Annotated in this window: 15 protein-coding genes; 7 read left to right on the forward strand and 8 right to left on the reverse strand. The window is 45.9% G+C overall.

All coding sequences use genetic code 11. From position 1 onward, the window contains the following. Positions 1-23: 23 nt before the first annotated feature. The 3 genes from AC3RV5_RS17370 to AC3RV5_RS17380 form a co-directional block, all read right to left on the reverse strand. Entirely contained in the window at positions 24-1112 is a 1089-nt protein-coding gene (locus AC3RV5_RS17370; RefSeq protein ID WP_489728844.1) for a PstS family phosphate ABC transporter substrate-binding protein, read from the reverse strand. Positions 1113-1353: 241 nt separating this feature from the next. Further along, positions 1354-2622 carry an inorganic phosphate transporter gene (locus tag AC3RV5_RS17375; RefSeq protein ID WP_489728845.1) on the reverse strand — a complete coding sequence of 423 codons (1269 nt, stop codon included), beginning with the start codon at positions 2620-2622 and terminating at the stop codon, positions 1354-1356. Between the two features lie 12 nt (positions 2623-2634). Next, on the reverse strand, positions 2635-3312 hold the full coding sequence (locus tag AC3RV5_RS17380) for a TIGR00153 family protein (RefSeq protein WP_489728846.1): 678 nt from the start codon (positions 3310-3312) through the stop codon (positions 2635-2637). Between the two features lie 308 nt (positions 3313-3620). On the opposite strand from AC3RV5_RS17380, the gene AC3RV5_RS17385 reads away from it, so the two are divergent. From AC3RV5_RS17385 to AC3RV5_RS17405, 5 genes are all read left to right on the forward strand, one after another. Then, positions 3621-4127 carry a glycine cleavage system transcriptional repressor gene (locus AC3RV5_RS17385; protein WP_489728847.1) on the forward strand — a complete coding sequence of 169 codons (507 nt, stop codon included), beginning with the start codon at positions 3621-3623 and terminating at the stop codon, positions 4125-4127. Between the two features lie 98 nt (positions 4128-4225). Continuing rightward, positions 4226-6313, forward strand: coding sequence for a polyphosphate kinase 1 (ppk1, locus tag AC3RV5_RS17390; protein ID WP_489728848.1), 2088 nt, complete (start codon positions 4226-4228; stop codon positions 6311-6313). Then, a complete protein-coding gene (gene ppx / locus AC3RV5_RS17395) occupies positions 6300-7832 on the forward strand; it encodes an exopolyphosphatase (protein WP_489728849.1) in 1533 nt (510 codons plus the stop codon). Before ppk1 ends, ppx begins: the two co-directional genes overlap by 14 nt. A 140-nt stretch (positions 7833-7972) precedes the next feature. Next, positions 7973-8287 (forward strand): DUF4282 domain-containing protein, encoded by a 315-nt coding sequence (locus tag AC3RV5_RS17400; RefSeq protein ID WP_489728850.1) that lies wholly within the window; start codon positions 7973-7975, stop codon positions 8285-8287. Positions 8288-8409: 122 nt separating this feature from the next. Continuing rightward, a complete protein-coding gene (locus tag AC3RV5_RS17405; protein ID WP_489728851.1) occupies positions 8410-9000 on the forward strand; it encodes an HD domain-containing protein in 591 nt (196 codons plus the stop codon). A gap of 25 nt (positions 9001-9025) precedes the next feature. Here the strand turns inward: AC3RV5_RS17405 and AC3RV5_RS17410 are convergent, their stop codons facing one another. The 5 genes from AC3RV5_RS17410 to tkt form a co-directional block, all read right to left on the reverse strand. Next, positions 9026-9364, reverse strand: a complete 339-nt coding sequence (locus AC3RV5_RS17410; RefSeq protein ID WP_489728852.1) for a hypothetical protein — start codon at positions 9362-9364, stop codon at positions 9026-9028. 131 nt (positions 9365-9495) lie between these two features. Continuing rightward, entirely contained in the window at positions 9496-10395 is a 900-nt protein-coding gene (locus tag AC3RV5_RS17415) for a fructose bisphosphate aldolase (protein WP_489728853.1), read from the reverse strand. A 105-nt stretch (positions 10396-10500) separates the two neighbouring features. Further along, positions 10501-11679 (reverse strand): phosphoglycerate kinase, encoded by a 1179-nt coding sequence (locus AC3RV5_RS17420; RefSeq protein ID WP_489728854.1) that lies wholly within the window; start codon positions 11677-11679, stop codon positions 10501-10503. A gap of 21 nt (positions 11680-11700) precedes the next feature. Next, positions 11701-12720 (reverse strand): erythrose-4-phosphate dehydrogenase, encoded by a 1020-nt coding sequence (epd, locus tag AC3RV5_RS17425; protein ID WP_489728855.1) that lies wholly within the window; start codon positions 12718-12720, stop codon positions 11701-11703. Positions 12721-12812: 92 nt separating this feature from the next. Then, positions 12813-14816: a transketolase gene (tkt, locus tag AC3RV5_RS17430; RefSeq protein ID WP_489728856.1), complete on the reverse strand. Its 2004-nt coding sequence runs from the start codon at positions 14814-14816 to the stop codon at positions 12813-12815. 384 nt (positions 14817-15200) lie between these two features. Between tkt and metK the strand changes: the two genes are divergently transcribed. After that, entirely contained in the window at positions 15201-16349 is a 1149-nt protein-coding gene (gene metK, locus AC3RV5_RS17435) for a methionine adenosyltransferase (RefSeq protein ID WP_489728857.1), read from the forward strand. 225 nt (positions 16350-16574) lie between these two features. Beyond that, positions 16575-17381 carry a M48 family metallopeptidase gene (locus AC3RV5_RS17440; RefSeq protein WP_489728858.1) on the forward strand — a complete coding sequence of 269 codons (807 nt, stop codon included), beginning with the start codon at positions 16575-16577 and terminating at the stop codon, positions 17379-17381. The last annotated feature ends 73 nt before the right edge of the window (positions 17382-17454 follow it).

Below are 17454 nucleotides of genomic sequence, written 5' to 3' on the forward strand. Positions count from 1 at the left end.
ACCAGTCATATGCGAACTTATGCTTATAGGATCAAATTTTTCAACGTTTTCACATCAGTTTTGACAGTGGCACGCATTTTTTCATCAAGGGGGATCATGCCTTTCTCGGTTAAATAACCTTCTTCACCAAAGGCTTTCTCGCTAGTAAATTCCGCAAGGTACTCAGCTATCCCCGGGATAACCCCTATGTGTGCCTTTTTGACGTAGAAATAAAGCGGGCGAGATACCGGGTAAGAACCATCGGCAATGGACTCAAAAGTCGGGGCAAAACCGTCAATAATAGCGCCTTGGATCTTATCCGCGTTTTGGTCCAGAAAACTGAACCCAAAGATACCCAAAGCGTTATGGTTAGCATCCAGCTTTTGCACAATTAGGTTGTCATTTTCCCCCGCTTCTATAAACACTCCATCTTCACGTACTGTATGGCAAATGGTTTTATATTGGTTTTTAAGCTCAGATGCTAATTGGCTATTTCCGGCCTTTTCAGCTGCACTAGACTGCTTTTTAAGGGCGGCAATCCAATCCGTTTTTTTACAACCACCTTCTAAAACCAGTTCAGAAAATGCATCCCGTGTACCAGAAGTTGGCGGGGGTCCCAATACTTCAATTTTACGGTTAGGTAATGCAGAATTAACCTCGTTCCAGTTTGTATAAGGGTTGCTGATCATGGTTTGAGTGCCATCTGGATTCGGCACTTCTTTTGCCAGGGCAAGGAAGAGATCTTGGCGAGTTAGCTCTAGCTGTGCGGTCTCATTTGATTTACCTAAAACTATACCGTCGTAACCAATGAGGACTTCGACTATGTCAGTGACACTATTTTTTGCACAAAGGGCCACTTCAGATGCTTTTATTCTGCGCGAAGAATTTGTAATGTCCGGCGTTTGAACCCCTACACCTTGACAGAATAATTTCAACCCCCCACCTGAACCGGTTGATTCAACTTTAGGGGTTTTAAACTGGGTAGATTTACCAAAACGTTCAGCTACTACTGTTGAGAAAGGATAAACAGTAGATGAACCTACAACGTTTATGTAGTCGCGAGCGGCGTGTGCAGCATTGATTGTAAACGTAGATGAAAGTGCTACGGCAGCGAGGATTAATGGCTTTTTCATATTAACTTCCAGATGGTAGTAATTAAAATCGCGGCCAGTATATGACAGCTTTATGACGCTTATGTTACAGCGCAAAATTTAAATTAAGTGGTGAAGTGATATAAACTAATTTTACCAAATTGAAAATTTCACCTGCCCCCAGGAAGGCCACAAAGTGGGCGATTGCCGTTGCCGACAAACATACAAAAAAGCCGATGGGGTTTAAGCATCGGCTTGGTAACGGATCATAATAATCGACGATCTAAACAACAAATATGGCTTTGAGTATAAAGAAAAAGATAATCGACAAGCCCGCGCCTGCAGGCAATGTTATTACCCAGGACACGACTATGTTACGTACCACGTTCATGTTGATGGCCGCAATTCCCCGGGCCATGCCTACCCCTAATACGGCACCGACCAGTGTTTGGGTGGTTGATATAGGTAAACCCGTGCCCGACGCTATAACCACTGTACAGGCTGCTGCCAGTTCTGCGGCAAAACCACGACTGGGCGTCAAATGAGTAATGCCATTACCAATGGTTTTAATTACCCTGTGGCCAAATAATGCCAGACCAGCCACTATACCCAAACCACCAAGGGGTAATATCCACCAAGTGAGGGCGGCTTTTTTGGCTATTTCGCCACCGCTGCTAACAATACTGACTACTGCGGCTAACGGGCCAATGGCATTTGCCACATCGTTGGAGCCGTGAGCAAAGGCCATACAACAGGCCGTCACCACCATCAAAACCGCAAATACTTTTTCCACGTTGGCGTAATGCATATGTTTGTCAGCTTTGGGATCAAACTTAAGACGATTAATCGCCACACGTCCCAGTATACCCACCACTATGGCGATCCCTATGGCAATGTAATACCCCTGTGCATCGGGGAGTTCTAAACCCACATGGCTCAAACCTTTTTTGATGGTTACCAGCGCCATAACAAAACCCGCCATCGCCATATAATAAGGTACATAACGTTTAGCGTTCTCAAAAGGTTTATCCGTATCAAAAATCAGTTTTTGGGCACTTTGGAAAATCAGATAGGCGATGAAACCGGATATAGCCGGAGTTATAATCCAACTACCCACTATGCCGCCCACTTTCCCCCAAGAAACAGCATCAGTACTGACCCCCACGGCCGCGAAGCCTACTATAGCCCCGACTATTGAATGGGTGGTCGATACAGGCCAACCTAAATAGGATGCAAATGCCAGCCAGATCCCTGCGGCAAACAAGGCCGAAATCATGCCAAACACCAACAGCTCCGGTGAATCGACAAAATAGGCACTATCTATAATGCCCTTACGTATAGTGGACGTGACTTCGCCACCGGCCAAATAGGCACCGGCAAACTCGAAGACCATGGCAATAAAAATGGCTTGTTTGATGGTTAATGCTTTAGAGCCGACAGACGTGCCCATAGCATTAGCAACATCGTTGGCACCAATGCCCCAGGCCATTAAAAATCCAACCCCAGCAGCGAGTACGATTAACATAAAACCGTAAGTTTGAATAATATCCATGCTAAATATCTCTTATTTGGCTAGCATAAGTTCGAGTCTGGAACCGACCCGCTCAGAAATGTCAGCCAACTCGCCGACCCATTCAATGATGTTATAAAGGAACATAACATCGACAGGATTAAGATCTTTTTCCAAGGCCAATAGATCTTTACGTAGGTGGATTTGTAAGCTGTCTGTATCGTCTTCAATAAGATCCAGTTCGCTGATCATATCTTCTACCAAGCGCAGTTCGCGCCCTCTGAACCCCGTTTCCAATAAATCATCAAGTTCGTAAATGACCTTCTTGGCTTGTTTGGTCGCATCCAGGCAACGTTTAAGGTATTGCATAAAGCTTTCTTGCATAGGCAGCGGTATATTTAACTCGCGGCCTAAAATGCGCCCGGAAATATCCTTAGCTTTATTGGCAATTTTGTCTTGTTGGGTTAACAGGTCCAGCACATCCTGGCGTTGGATAGGCATAAAGATACCGGCGGGCAAATTAATGCGTAATTCGCGCTTAAGTTCGTCAGCTTCCTTTTCCAGAGTTGAAATTTCATGTTGGCATTGAGCGGCATTGGGCCAATCAGAGGCAAAGACTGCGGTAAAAAAAGGTAACAATCCCTGGCTACATTTATGCACCACTTTGATATGTTGCTCGAGTGGCTTAAGAGGAGATTTAGCGAACACCCCTAAAAATGAATTTGAAGACATATGTAATTATCTCGTTGGTTGAGGAATACCATTCTTACTATTTGTGCGGCGCATCATACCTGAAGAAATATACCAGTAAAATGACCAACCACCGCTTTTTACATGCACTATATACTTGCAATAGCTGCTCAAGGGTTACAGTACTTAAATACAGAGGCAAACTTTGTAACCCAAAAAGATCAGCCTAGTTTATTAAATACTATGGCCTAACACCTGATTATTAACAGAAAATGCACCCCAGGGTGTAAAGTATTACACTATGCTATAAGAGCCTATAGCGGCCTGGCAATTATCTGGAATGAAATATTATGAAACCTATGATTTTTACTTTAGTTGGCAAAGACAAACGGGGCTTAATTGAGTCCTTAGCACAATCCGTGTTCGATTTAGGTGGCAACTGGCTAGGCAGCAATTTTTCCCATATGGCTGGCCACTTTGCCGGTTTTGTGGAAATACGTTTACCCGAAGAACGTCACAGTGAGCTCATTCAACGTTTTTCCCAACATCCTGATCTGAGTATAAAACTGCTGGCAGGCAACGATGACAGTGCCGTCACTGATAAAACTGCTCAGATTGATATTATGGGCAATGACCGACCCGGAATAGTGCAAGAACTCACAGCGATATTGAGTCGCTTCAATCTCAACATCATCACCTTTGATTCAAGTTGTCTCAGCGCACCAAACTGGGGGGGCCAGCTATTTAAGGCCAAGGCGTTAATTGCAGTAGACGAAACTTTCCAACTGGATGAGCTGCGTTTTGCATTGGAGGAGTTAGGCGACGATCTGGTCGTGGATATCGCCATAAAGGAGTAATGCTTTATTCTTTCAGTCAACAGCCTTGTCATAAATTTGTCACAGGTTGTTGACAAGATAACGCCGCATTTTTGCATCCCAGATGAAAACAGGATCCTATGACCCCCCAACCCAATTTATACTACTCTCGTGAAATCAGTTGGTTAGCCTTTAACCAACGGGTTTTACAAGAAGCCGCAGATCGTAAAAACCCCATAATGGAACGCATCCGTTTTTTAGGTATTTTCTCCAGTAATATGGATGAATTTTACCGAGTGCGGGTCGCTGATGTTAAACGCAAGATATACATTCATCTGGATGAAGGGGACACAGAAAAGGCTGAGCAAACCAAACTATTGATGGAGCAAATCCAGGACAAGGTACTGGGTATGACTGAAGATTTTGAGCGGGTCCGCACGGACATAGTGCATCGTCTGGCTCGATACAACATTTTTTTAATTGGCGAGGAAGACCTTAATGAATACCAGTCGACTTGGCTTAAAAACTACTTTAAAAATAAAGTGCTACGCCATATCGCGCCTATCTTGTTGCACAGTAAAGTCAATCTGGTGTCACGCCTCAATGATTCAGCCACCTACTTATATGTGGCGATAAACAAAACAGATAAGGCCACACAATATGCCACCATCGAGGTACCTACCAGGGCGCTATCACGATTTGTGGTCATCCCCCCTGAGAAGAGCCGCAAGAAAAAGTACATCATATTGCTGGATGACATCATTCGCCTAAACCTGGAGAGCATTTTTAAGGGGTTCGTGGATTTCGATACCGGTGAAGCCTTTTCCTTTAAAATGACCCGGGATTCGGAATATTCCATTAACGACGAAATTGAAGAAAGTTACGTCGAAAAAATGTCAGAAAGCATGAAACAACGCCTGATTGCTGAACCGGTGCGAGTAGTATATGACGAGCAAATGCCCAGTGAAATGGTCCGCAACCTGAAAAAACGCTTGAAAATATCCTCCTATGACAGCCTGATTGCCGGGGGCACATATCGTAACTTTAAAGATTTTATCGGTTTTCCTAATGTGGGCCGTGACTATCTGGAAAACCCTAAGTTACCCGCCATCACCGCCAGTGATTTTTCACGTTATAACACCGTATTTGATGCCATAACTGAAAAAGACATCTTACTTTATTACCCTTATCACAGATTTTTGCATGTCACCGAGTTTGTGCGCCAGGCGGCCTTTGATCCCAATGTGAAACAAATCAAGTTAAATATTTATCGAGTAGCTAAAAATTCCCGGATCATCGATTCTCTCATTGATGCGGTGGATAACGGTAAAAAGGTCACCGTAGTGGTAGAGCTCAGAGCCAGGTTTGACGAAGAAGCCAATATAGGCTGGGCGAAAACCATGACAGATGCCGGTATCAAGGTGGTGTTTGGCATGCACGCCTTGAAAATCCATAGCAAGTTATGTCTGGTCAGCCGTGAAGAAAAAGGTGAGCTGGTGCACTACGCCCACTTCGGCACAGGTAACTTTAACGAAAAAACTGCGCGTATTTACACCGATTTCAGCCTATTCACCCGTAATCAGGAACTGGCCATGGAAGCGGACAGTGTATTTACCTTTATCCAACAACCTTACCGCCGACAGAAATTTCATCACCTGCAAATCTCACCCATTAATGCCCGCACCAAACTGCAACTGTTGATCAGGCAGGAAATTCAGAATGTCAAGGAAGGGCTACCGGCAGGTATCACCCTGAAATTAAATAATTTAGACGATAAATTGTTAATAGACGACTTGTACAAAGCTAGCCAGGCCGGGGTGAAAATCCGCGCTATTATTCGTGGCATGTGCTCCCTGGTGCCTGGTGTCAAAGGCTTGAGTGAAAACATCTCGGTGATCAGTATCGTTGACCGGTTTCTGGAACATCCCCGGGTATTGATGTTTGAGAATGCTGGCGATAAACGGGTATTTATTTCATCCGCCGATTGGATGACTCGCAATATGGATTTTCGCATTGAAGTCGGTTGTCCCATATATGACAAGTCACTGATCGCCCAAATAGTCGATATTTTGCAAATACAATTTCAAGATACCCTTAAAGCCCGTATCATCGACCAGGATCAAACCAATAAATATGTGCGTCGTGGTAATCGTAAAAAGTTGCGCTCACAAATCGAAACTTACGAGTATATAAAGGAACGGGAAAACCGCCCCAATGCAGAAGATTAATGCTCCATTTGATAGTGTGGAAGTGCGTGACACCAGCAAAATCGCAGCATTAGACATAGGCTCAAATAGTTTTCATTTAGTTGTTGCCAGGGTGGTAGCCGGTTCAGTGCAAATAGTGCATAGGGTTAAACAAAAAGTGAGACTCGCCGAAGGATTGGGCGCCGACTACAGCTTGAGTGACGAGGCCCAACAAAGAGGGCTGGATGCCCTGACCGCTGTCGCGGAAAGCCTGCAAGGTTTCGCGCCACAAAACGTGCGTATTGTGGCCACTTATACCCTGCGTAAAGCCAGAAATGCCAAGACCTTTATACGCGCGGCAAGCAAACTATTACCCTACCCCATTGAAGTGATTAGCGGCGCTGAAGAAGCACGTTTAATTTACCTCGGCGTGGCACATACCAGTCATGACAATGGTCAACGTCTGGTGATCGATATAGGCGGAGGCTCCACTGAGTTTATTATCGGCGAAGGTTTCAATGCTAAAATACTGCGCAGCCTGCAAATGGGTTGTGTCAGTTATACAAAGCGTTTTTTTAAAAACGGCGAATTAAAATCAAAATCATTTGATAGAGCCATCACCGCGGCCCAGCAAGAGCTGGAAATGATCGATAAAAAATATATGCTCCTAGGCTGGAAAATCTGCATCGGCACTTCCGGCACCATACGCAGCATAATCGAGTTGGCACAACAGATTAACAACAAAGCCAAGGAAAACTGCGTGACCTTGGGCGAACTGAACAAACTGATAAAGTTATGCTGCGAGGCAGGCTCCCTGGACAAATTGCAATTACCTGCTCTGAGTGACGATCGTAAACCGGTTTTTGCGGCAGGTTTGGCGGTATTAACCGCCATATTTAAAAGTTTACAAATAGAAGAAATGGAATTTTCCTCAGCGGCCTTACGGGAAGGCGTGTTATATGAAATGGAAGAGGAACAACTGGCTCACCAGGATATTCGTCAGCGCAGCGCAGAAAGCCTGGCGACCCGTTATGATGTGGACATCGAACACGCCACACGCGTGCATGCCACGACCTTGACCCTCTATCACAGTATTAAACATGACTGGAAGATTGCTGACAAGGAGTCCAAAGCGATGCTCGGCTGGGCAGCGCTGCTGCATGAGGTTGGACTGCAAATTAATACCCAAGGTGTGCAACGTCATTCGGGCTATATATTGCAACACATTGACTTACCTGGTTTTAACCAAGAGCAGCAGAATCTGGTCGCGACCTTGGTGCGTTTTCATCGCAAAAAAATCCGTATCCATGATATTCCCGAATTTGCCTTGCACTCAAATGAAGTGGTCTACAAACTAATCGCCATTCTACGTTTGGCCGTGTTACTTAATATCAAACGTCAAGATGATATATTGCCGCAGATAGATATCGAGGTTAAAGGCAACACCCTGCAATTGGCCTTCCCGCCTGATTGGTTAGCGGTTAAGCCGATTTTTAGTGCGGATCTGGAAAGTGAAGCCAACTATATCAAAGCTTTAGACCTGAACCTGAAATACCAGTAAAGACCTTACCTATTGCCAATGAAAGGTTAAACACTATAACTTTCTCCTTAAAGCACATATAGTTAGCATATGAACATGTAATACTGCCTTGGATGTTCTATATCTATGTTTGCTTGATTAAATTCAATAAGGAAGAACTTATGAAAGACGTTTTCTTTTTCGATTCAATGTTAACCCCGAAAATCATTACTTTTGTTTACTGGCTGATGTTATTTGCTACGGTGGTCTCAGGTATTGGTGCCATTTTTTCCGGATATGGCGGTTTTTTCGGTAATCTATTTTCTGGTCTGGGTATTATTATTGGCGGTGCGATAGCTGCCAGGATCTGGTGTGAGTTGATGATAGTGTTGTTCAAAATTCATGAAAATCTGCAAAAAATTGCCGAACGCGGAGAATCGTCACCCGGTGGAACGTCACCCGGTGGAACACTACCCGGAGATGCTTTAAACGACTGATAAATATGTTTAAACTGGCTGTAGTCTGAGCCAGTTTTTTTGTTCTCCCCCTCCCCAAAAATTAAAATAAATGGCGTCAGATTTAGCCACTAACTGTCTATTTTTGATCCCTAGGAGCATCAATGCCTGAATTACACCAACAAATAGCCTTCATCCTGGAGCTGGACAAACTTAAAGCTGTGCAACGAAAGACTATGGTAATGGCGGATGGTAACCGTCAGGAAAATAGCGCAGAACATAGCTGGCATATATCTCTGTTAGCCCAGATCATGCAACAATATGCCAGCGAAGCTATAGATATCCAGCGGGTAACCAGTATGTTGCTGATCCACGATATAGTTGAAATCGACGCCGGTGATTTGTTCGCCTTTGCCAATGATAAAGAACTGGCCGACCAGGAATTAAAAGAACTGCATGCTGCCCAGCGTATATTTGGTCTATTGCCCGCTGCGCAATTTGCAACCACCAAAGCGTTATGGCTGGAATTTGAGCAAGCACAAAGTGCAGATGCACGATTTGCCAAAGCGATGGATAGAGTATTACCTGTGTTGCAAAATATGAGTAATAACGGGGGGAGTTGGCTGCAACATGGTGTGCAAAAACAGCAGGTTTTGGCACGCAATAATTATTTGCAAGTCTTGGCCCCCAAGTTATGGGATTACGTATGTCAACAGGTAGAACTGGCCGTTGATAAGGGCTGGTTGCGCCCGTAATCTGCCGGTATCCTAAGGCAAGATTTTATCTACCCAGGTATTGATCGATCAGCAGCGCGAGTTTATCTTGTAAATGTTCTTCAAATTGTTCGAGATCTTTGCCAAACACACTTAAGTATTTTTCGGCCTTAACATAGTCCAGGTGTTTGTTGTTGGTTTTATATTCTGTTTCAGCCATGGATTTATCAAAGCGCGGTACGATAACCCAACGCACAAAATCACTGTCCAGATTTGCCACTTCTTTTTTGGCAAACTTACAAAAAGCGCCGATGTGTTGCGCACCATCCGGCCCAAGACAACCCGGTTCAACACGAAAGGTGACGGTCAGCTTTTTATACAGGGGAAGCGGCAGGGATGTAGACATATCGAGAATAGCTATCCTTGAGAATCAAGTATCTAGAATAATTTATCGCCTCACTAAACACTAGGGTTAAAAACAAAAAACCGGGTTTTTGAAGTGACCCGGTTTTCTGCAACTAACTTAGTGCGTCACGCTCAACGTTTAGAAGCCTGATAAATAGCTTCTATGGCGCTATCGAGAACAGTATTGAACTGCTCGTCGCTTTGCTGGGCATTAATCCCCTCGGTTAATGCTCGAGAAAAGCTGGCAATAACGCCGTTATTCTCACTCAAACGATGATTGGCTTCTTCACGGCTGTAACCACCTGAAAGTGCGACCACTTTCAAAACCCGGGGATGGGCCACCAATTCTTTGTAGAAATTGGCCGCTTCCGGCAAGGTCAGTTTCAACATTACCCGTTGTTCACTTGGCAGGTTGTCCAACTCAGCTATAATTGCAGCTTTTAACAACGCCTCTGCTTGGGCTTTTTCAGGACTGTGGATATCCACTTCAGGTTCAATAATAGGCACCAGACCTGCAGCCAAGATTTGTTTGCCCACAGCAAACTGCTGGGCAACCAACTCGTTAATCCCTTGCTCATTCGCTAGCTTTACCACTGAACGCATTTTTGTGCCAAATACATCTTGGGCATTGGCTTTAGCCAACAATTTATCAAGTTCGTCAATGGGTTTCATCAGTTGCACACCATTGGCTTCGTCTACCAGGCCTTTGTCGACTTTGAGAAAGGGCACCACATTTTTTTCTTGCCACAGATAATGAGCAGAGGTTTTACCCGCTATTTCTCTGTCTAGAGTATTTTCGAACAAAATAGCGCCCAATACACGCTCTCCATTAAACGCCTGGCTAGTCACAATACGCTTACGCATCTGGTGTACCTGAGCAAACATCTGTTCATCATTACCATACTGTGACTCGTCAACGCCGTATAAACCAAGGGCCTTAGGTGTGCTGCCGCCGCTTTGATCAAGGGCCGCAATAAAACCTTCCTGAGTTTTTATTTTTTCTAACATATCTAATTGAACTTGTGACGCCATGTGCAACACTCCTTAATTGTGTTGTAAGCCGATGGGCATAACGGCTTGTAGGTTACAAAGGGATTTGAAAGCTTAAGCTTTTCTAATTAATAATTTCAGCGCTTATTACTCAGCTGACCGTGCTTCTAACATGGCAACTGCGGGTAATTCTTTACCTTCTAAAAACTCTAAAAAGGCCCCACCACCGGTGGAGATGTAAGATATCTTATCTGCAATACCATATTTGTCTACTGCTGCCAGCGTATCACCGCCTCCAGCGATAGAAAACGCATCACTTTGGGCGATTGCCAAAGCTAAGGTTTTTGTGCCTTGGCCGAACTGGTCGAATTCAAACACGCCTACCGGGCCATTCCATACTATGGTGCCGGCTTGTTTAATTTGCTCGGCCAATTTGGCGGCGGTCACGGGACCAATATCGAAAATCATATCGCCATCAGTTACCTGTTCAACGGGTTTTAACGAGGCCGTAGCCTGTTCAGCAAACTCCGTGGCAGTAACCACATCAGTGGGCACAGGGATTTCTGAGCCGTTGGCCTTAGCTGCAGCGAGTAAACGTTTAGCTTCGGGGATCAAGTCTACTTCATACAAAGACTTGCCCACATTGTGGCCCATGGCCGCAATAAAAGTATTGGCTATGCCGCCGCCCACTATTAGTTGATCCACCTTAGCAGACAGTGACTCAAGTACGGTTAATTTAGTCGATACCTTTGAGCCTCCTACAATTGCTAACAAGGGTCGGGCGGGATTGTCCAGGGCTTTACCTAACGCGGCCAGTTCACCGGCCAGTAACGGGCCTGCGCACGCCACAGGTGCAAATTTTCCCACTCCGTGAGTGGACGCCTGAGCACGGTGAGCCGTACCAAAAGCGTCCATCACATAAACATCACACAGGGCGGCGTATTGTTTGGCCAGAGTTTCGTCATCGCTTTTTTCCCCTGGATTGAAACGTACGTTCTCCAGAATAACCAGTTCACCGGCTGCCACATTCACTCCTTGCAAATAGTCGCGCTCCAAGCGGACCTTGCAATCCAGGACTTCAGCTAAATAATCTACCACCGGCTGCAACGAAAATTCTGCTTCGAACTGCCCCTCAGTGGGCCGTCCTAAATGCGACATCACCATAACCTTGGCGCCAGCCTCAAGGGCTTGTTTAATCGTTGGCAAAGATGCTTTGATGCGCGCATCAGAAGTCACTTTGCCGTCTTTAATAGGTACGTTTAGATCCTGGCGGATCAGCACACGTTTACCCGCCACATCCAAATCAGTCATCTTTATTATAGACATAATATCCCCTATGAAATTGTATTAGTGTAGTTCGTCATGCCGCCACATTGCCAAAGCGGTGTCGAGCATGCGATTGGCAAAACCCCATTCGTTGTCACACCACACCAGGGTTTTAACCAACTGTTTGTGGCTGACTCTGGTTTGCGTGCCATCGACGATGCATGAATGGGGATCGTGATTAAAATCTACTGAGACTAAAGGCTCCTCGGTGTAACCTAAGATCCCGCTTAAGCGCCCTTCTCTTGCCTGTTTAAGGGCCTGATTAACATCATCAATACTGACCTTGGAATCCACCGTCACACTTAAATCCATGGCGGTTACATTGATAGTAGGCACCCGCACCGCAATTGCTTCAAACTTACCGGCAAATTTAGGCAAAATGCGTTCAATTCCCAAGGCCAACTTGGTATCCACCGGAATAATCGATTGACTAGCAGCCCGGCTCCGGCGCAAATCTTCATGATAGGCATCGATCACTTGCTGATCATGCATGGAAGAATGGATAGTTGTGATCGTACCACTTAATACATTAAAGGCATTATCAAGAACCTGAATAACCGGAACAATACAATTGGTGGTGCAGGAGCCGTTCGACACGATAAGGTCGCTGGCTTTAAGCTCATGATCGTTGATGCCAAAGATCACAGTGGCGTCCATATCCGGTCCGCAAGGCTGGGAAAACAGGACTTTGCTGGCCCCCTGGGCTAGATGTTTTTCGCCATCCTGGCGTGTATTGTGTACCCCTGAGCATTCCAGCACCAAATCTATACCTAATTCAGCCCAGGGCAACTGGGCGATATCAGGTTGTTGCAGCAAGGTAATGTTATCTCCAGCCACAACCAATTTATCGTCAGTCAAGGCTACCGAAAACGAAAAACGTCCATGGGCAGTATCATATTTTAGTAAATGGGCCACCCCTTGTGGTTTAGCCAATTCATTAATGGCTACTATCTGCAGGTGTTTATTCTGACCGGTTTCATATAACGCACGCAAGACGCTGCGACCAACACGACCAAACCCGTTTATTGCTACTCGTATCATCTGGCCCTTATTGATAGTTTTTTCGCTGCCATATAACTAAGGCGCATAAAGCGCCTTAGAATATAGATTTATTGGATTAACTGGAAGCCATTTTACTGGGAATTCAACAATCCTTGTGCCGCGCTGGTTACAGCACTTGCGGTAATACCGAAATGTTTCAGTAATACGTTTCCAGGTGCTGACTCGCCAAAGGTGGTCATGCCCACTACGTCACCATCTAGACCGACATACTTGCGCCAATAATCCACGTGGGCTGCTTCAACTGCCACTCGTTTGGTGACCGCTTTGGGTAACACAGATTCGCGATATGCTGAGTCTTGCTGATCAAATACCGATGTACTTGGCATAGACACCACGCGCACAGCAATTCCTTGGGCCGTTAAGTCTTGGGCTGCATCCATAGCCACACCCACTTCTGAACCTGTAGCCAGTATAATTACCTCTGGGGTGGTCGCACTGTCGAGCAAAATGTACCCCCCCTTGGCCACGTTTGCCAGTTGTTCTGGGTTACGTTTTTGCGCAGGTAAACCCTGACGGCTAAAAACCAGTGCACTGGGACCGTCTTTACGTTCCAGCGCTGCCTTCCAGGCAACAGCTGTTTCAGCTCCATCACAAGGACGCCAGGTCGCCAAGTTAGGTGTCATACGCAAGTTTGCCAATTGTTCTATGGGTTGGTGAGTTGGGCCATCTTCGCCCTGACCGATAGAGTCATGGGTATAAACAAATATATTGGGAATGCCCATAAGCGATGCCATACGCACAGCATTACGTGCATATTCCATAAACATTAAAAAGGTAGCACCAAAGGGACGGAAGCCCCCGTGCAGACCGATACCGTTCATGATACCGCTCATACCAAATTCGCGTACACCGTAATATAAATAGTTGCCACTGGCGTCATCTGCGGTGATCCCTTTTGAAGCTGACCATAAGGTTAAGTTTGAACCGGCTAAATCCGCAGATCCCCCTAATACTTCAGGCAACAAAGTGGCAAAAGCTTCAATGCAATTTTGCGAAGCCTTGCGACTGGCAATATTTTCCCCTTTCTCTTGAGCCTGCTCGACAACCGCTTGGGCCTTTGCAGCAAAATCAGTGGGTAAATCACCATCGACCCGTCGTTTTAACTCAGCAGCAAGTTCAGGATGTACCTTGGCATAAGTGGCCAAAGTATCGTTCCAGGCTTGTTCTTTTTGCTCACCGGCAGCCTTGGCATCCCAGCCGGCATAAATCTCTGCCGGAATTTCAAAGGCGCCATGGGGCCAATTTAGAAACTTGCGGGTCGCAATAATTTCATCTTCCCCCAACGGTGAGCCGTGGGAGTCATGACTACCGGATTTATTGGGAGAGCCAAAACCAATCACTGTTTTACAGCAGATCAGAGTCGGTTTGTCGGTTTGTGTTTTGGCTGTTTCGATGGCGGATTTGATGGCTTGAGGATCATGCCCGTCAACATCAGCAATAACATGCCAGCCATACGCTTTAAAACGTGCTGGGGTATTGTCGGTAAACCAACCTTCAACGTGACCGTCGATGGAAATACCATTGTCATCCCAAAACGCAATTAACTTACCTAACCCCAGTGTACCGGCCAAAGACGACACTTCGTGGGAAATCCCTTCCATCAAACAGCCGTCACCGAGAAAACAATAGGTATGGTGATCCACTACATCAAAACCCGGTTGGTTGAACTGGGCCGACAAAGTTTTTTCGGCGATTGCCATACCCACAGCATTACTCAGACCTTGGCCAAGAGGGCCGGTGGTGGTTTCTACACCAGGCGCGTAACCGTATTCCGGATGACCCGGGGTTTTAGAGTGCAATTGACGGAAATTCTTCAATTCTTCAATAGGTAGGGCATAACCCGTTAAATGCAATAAAGAATACACCAGCATAGAGCCGTGGCCGTTAGACATGACAAAACGATCACGGTTAGGCCAGTGTGGATTGGCCGGATTGTGTTGCATGAAGTCATTCCACAATACTTGGGCGATATCGGCCATGCCCATGGGGGCTCCGGGGTGACCTGATTTAGCCTGTTGTACTGCATCCATACTAAGCGCACGAATAGCGTTAGCGAGTTCTTGACGTGACGGCATTTTGTCTCCTGGTATATTAATTGACTGACGAGCAAAGCTGATTTTACCTTCATGTTTGAAACACCTGGCCTGCGTATCGTCTGTTAACCCCATAGTTATATGCAAATCTTGTTCATGGAGTAACTTACTACACAGCCTGGCTGTCTTTTCAGTGACTTGGGTATGTTTCTCTATAGCTTGGCAAATTGGCCTTCCATTTTGTCTTAGGCCGGGGATAACTGCAACGATAAATCATTGATGAAAATCCTTAGGCCGGTGTCTTTTTTTAACTGGAAGGTTAAATTTACGCCTGGCCGTTTGGACGTCTAGATGTAAAGACTGGTATTTTTGCTCCCAATCAGTAGAATATCGCTATAGTCACCTCTATTCACATAAGGAAAGTCCATGGCCAAACATCTTTTTACCTCAGAGTCTGTTTCTGAAGGGCACCCAGATAAAATCGCCGACCAGATTTCCGATGCCGTTCTCGATGCTATTTTAACCCAGGATCCCAAAGCCCGGGTAGCCTGCGAAACCTACGTCAAAACCGGTATGGTCTTGGTGGGGGGGGAAGTTACGACTAATGCCTGGGTCGATATTGAACAACTGACCCGGGATACAGTGCGTGAAATCGGCTATACCCACTCAGATATGGGTTTTGACGCAGATTCCTGTGCGGTACTAAATGCCATTGGCAAACAATCTCCAGACATCAATCAAGGAGTGGATCGCAGCCGTCCCGAGGATCAAGGAGCCGGCGACCAAGGTTTGATGTTTGGCTATGCCAGCGACGAAACCGATGTGCTTATGCCCGCTCCCATTACTTATGCTCACCGTTTGGTTAAACGTCAAGCCGAGGTGCGTAAAAGTGGTCAACTTGACTGGTTGCGTCCCGATGCGAAAAGTCAGGTCACTTTTATCTACGAGGACAACCAACCGGTTGGCATAGATGCAGTGGTGTTATCAACCCAGCACTGCGATTCAATCAGCACTGCAGATTTACGTGAAGCCGTGATGGAAGAAATCATCAAACCGGTTATTCCCGCTAAATGGCTAACAGCCAACACCAAGTACTTTATCAACCCCACCGGACGTTTCGTAATTGGCGGCCCTATGGGCGATTGTGGCCTGACTGGGCGCAAAATCATTGTCGATACCTATGGTGGCATGGCCAGGCATGGTGGCGGTGCTTTCTCTGGCAAAGATCCCTCCAAAGTAGATCGCTCAGCAGCCTATGCAGGTCGTTATGTGGCCAAAAACATAGTGGCGGCGGGACTTGCCAAACGTTGTGAAATTCAAATTTCTTATGCCATCGGTGTGGCAGAGCCGACGTCCATCAATATTGATACTTTTGGTAGTGGTTTGGTATCAGATGAAACGCTCACGGCTCTGGTACGGGAACATTTTGAGCTACGTCCCTATGGTTTATTAAAAATGCTAGATTTGGAACGTCCCATTTATAAGGCTACCGCAGCCTATGGGCATTTTGGCCGTGATGAATTTCCTTGGGAGAAAACCGACAAAGCCGAGGCACTACGAGCAGCCGCCCTTTAATAGCCGCCAAATGTCAGCGCGCTTTAATTACACCAAGGCTTAGCTGTTACCCCAGCTAAGCCTTTTTGGTTGCCGAGAATAAACTCCCTCGTGCAAAAAGAACTTAAGTATTAGCCACTACATGGGGATGACATTCAAAAACTCAGGCAAATACTTAACGAATAATGCATAACGAGTTACTATCGCTACAATATCAGCAAGCAGCATTTTATGTGGAAGGCCTTAATGTCACTCAAATTTATCAAGCAGATTACTTTAGTTAGCACGTCATTACTGGTGCTATCCAGTTGCGCAACATCGCCCTTGGGGCGTAACCAATTTAAATTGTATTCCTCTGACCAGCTCGCCAATATGGGTGCGCAAACCTTTGATGGTATGAAGGCAGAACAAAAAGTATCCACCTTACCGGTCACTAATCATTTTGTCTCTTGCGTAGCCGATGCCATTACCCAACATGTGCCTAAGTCGGTATTCGCCGGAAAATGGGAACTGGTGGTGTTTGATGATCCTCAAGTGAACGCCTTCGCCCTGCCAGGTGGGAAAATAGGCGTCTATAGCGGTTTGTTGAAAGTAGCCGAAAATCAGGACCAATTAGCCGCCGTCATAGGCCATGAAGTGGGCCATGTGATTGCCGAACACGGCAACGAGCGCATGTCCAGCAGCACCTTGATCGGTGTGGGTATGGAGGTCACCAATCAATTGTTGGAAACCAATCAAATTGCCAACAATAATCTAATCATGGCAGCAATAGGGGTGGGTGTGCAGGTAGGTGTACAATTGCCGTTTAGTCGCACCCATGAAACCGAAGCGGATCTAATCGGTTTACAGTTAATGGCAAAATCCGGTTTTGACCCCAAACAATCGGTGAATTTGTGGCAGAATATGGCCAAAGCCAGCGGAGACAATCGTCAACCGGAACTGTTATCGACTCACCCGTTACCTACTACGCGCATTGATACCCTGCACAAAAATATGCCCGGCGCCCTGAGTCTCTATAACGCAGCCACCAATAAACCGGATTGCCGTGAATAAATACAGCCACCTCAAGAGCGACTCAAAGCTCTTGGGGTTTATTCCATGGTCTTAATTTGACTGCTTATTGTAC

Source organism: Paraglaciecola sp. IT1134, from assembly GCF_058068185.1.

What these genes read in the sequence shown, in the direction of transcription:
- epd (WP_489728855.1), bottom strand. Translation starts at nt 12,720, where the DNA reads ATGATACGAGTAGCAATAAACGGGTTTGGTCGTGTTGGTCGCAGCGTC.
- AC3RV5_RS17415 (WP_489728853.1), bottom strand. Translation starts at nt 10,395, where the DNA reads ATGGCGTCACAAGTTCAATTAGATATGTTAGAAAAAATAAAAACTCAG.
- AC3RV5_RS17385 (WP_489728847.1), top strand. Translation starts at nt 3,621, where the DNA reads ATGAAACCTATGATTTTTACTTTAGTTGGCAAAGACAAACGGGGCTTA.
- AC3RV5_RS17420 (WP_489728854.1), bottom strand. Translation starts at nt 11,679, where the DNA reads ATGTCTATAATAAAGATGACTGATTTGGATGTGGCGGGTAAACGTGTG.
- AC3RV5_RS17370 (WP_489728844.1), bottom strand. Translation starts at nt 1,112, where the DNA reads ATGAAAAAGCCATTAATCCTCGCTGCCGTAGCACTTTCATCTACGTTT.
- AC3RV5_RS17440 (WP_489728858.1), top strand. Translation starts at nt 16,575, where the DNA reads ATGTCACTCAAATTTATCAAGCAGATTACTTTAGTTAGCACGTCATTA.
- tkt (WP_489728856.1), bottom strand. Translation starts at nt 14,816, where the DNA reads ATGCCGTCACGTCAAGAACTCGCTAACGCTATTCGTGCGCTTAGTATG.
- AC3RV5_RS17410 (WP_489728852.1), bottom strand. Translation starts at nt 9,364, where the DNA reads ATGTCTACATCCCTGCCGCTTCCCCTGTATAAAAAGCTGACCGTCACC.
- AC3RV5_RS17375 (WP_489728845.1), bottom strand. Translation starts at nt 2,622, where the DNA reads ATGGATATTATTCAAACTTACGGTTTTATGTTAATCGTACTCGCTGCT.
- AC3RV5_RS17380 (WP_489728846.1), bottom strand. Translation starts at nt 3,312, where the DNA reads ATGTCTTCAAATTCATTTTTAGGGGTGTTCGCTAAATCTCCTCTTAAG.
- ppk1 (WP_489728848.1), top strand. Translation starts at nt 4,226, where the DNA reads ATGACCCCCCAACCCAATTTATACTACTCTCGTGAAATCAGTTGGTTA.
- AC3RV5_RS17405 (WP_489728851.1), top strand. Translation starts at nt 8,410, where the DNA reads ATGCCTGAATTACACCAACAAATAGCCTTCATCCTGGAGCTGGACAAA.
- metK (WP_489728857.1), top strand. Translation starts at nt 15,201, where the DNA reads ATGGCCAAACATCTTTTTACCTCAGAGTCTGTTTCTGAAGGGCACCCA.
- AC3RV5_RS17400 (WP_489728850.1), top strand. Translation starts at nt 7,973, where the DNA reads ATGAAAGACGTTTTCTTTTTCGATTCAATGTTAACCCCGAAAATCATT.
- ppx (WP_489728849.1), top strand. Translation starts at nt 6,300, where the DNA reads ATGCAGAAGATTAATGCTCCATTTGATAGTGTGGAAGTGCGTGACACC.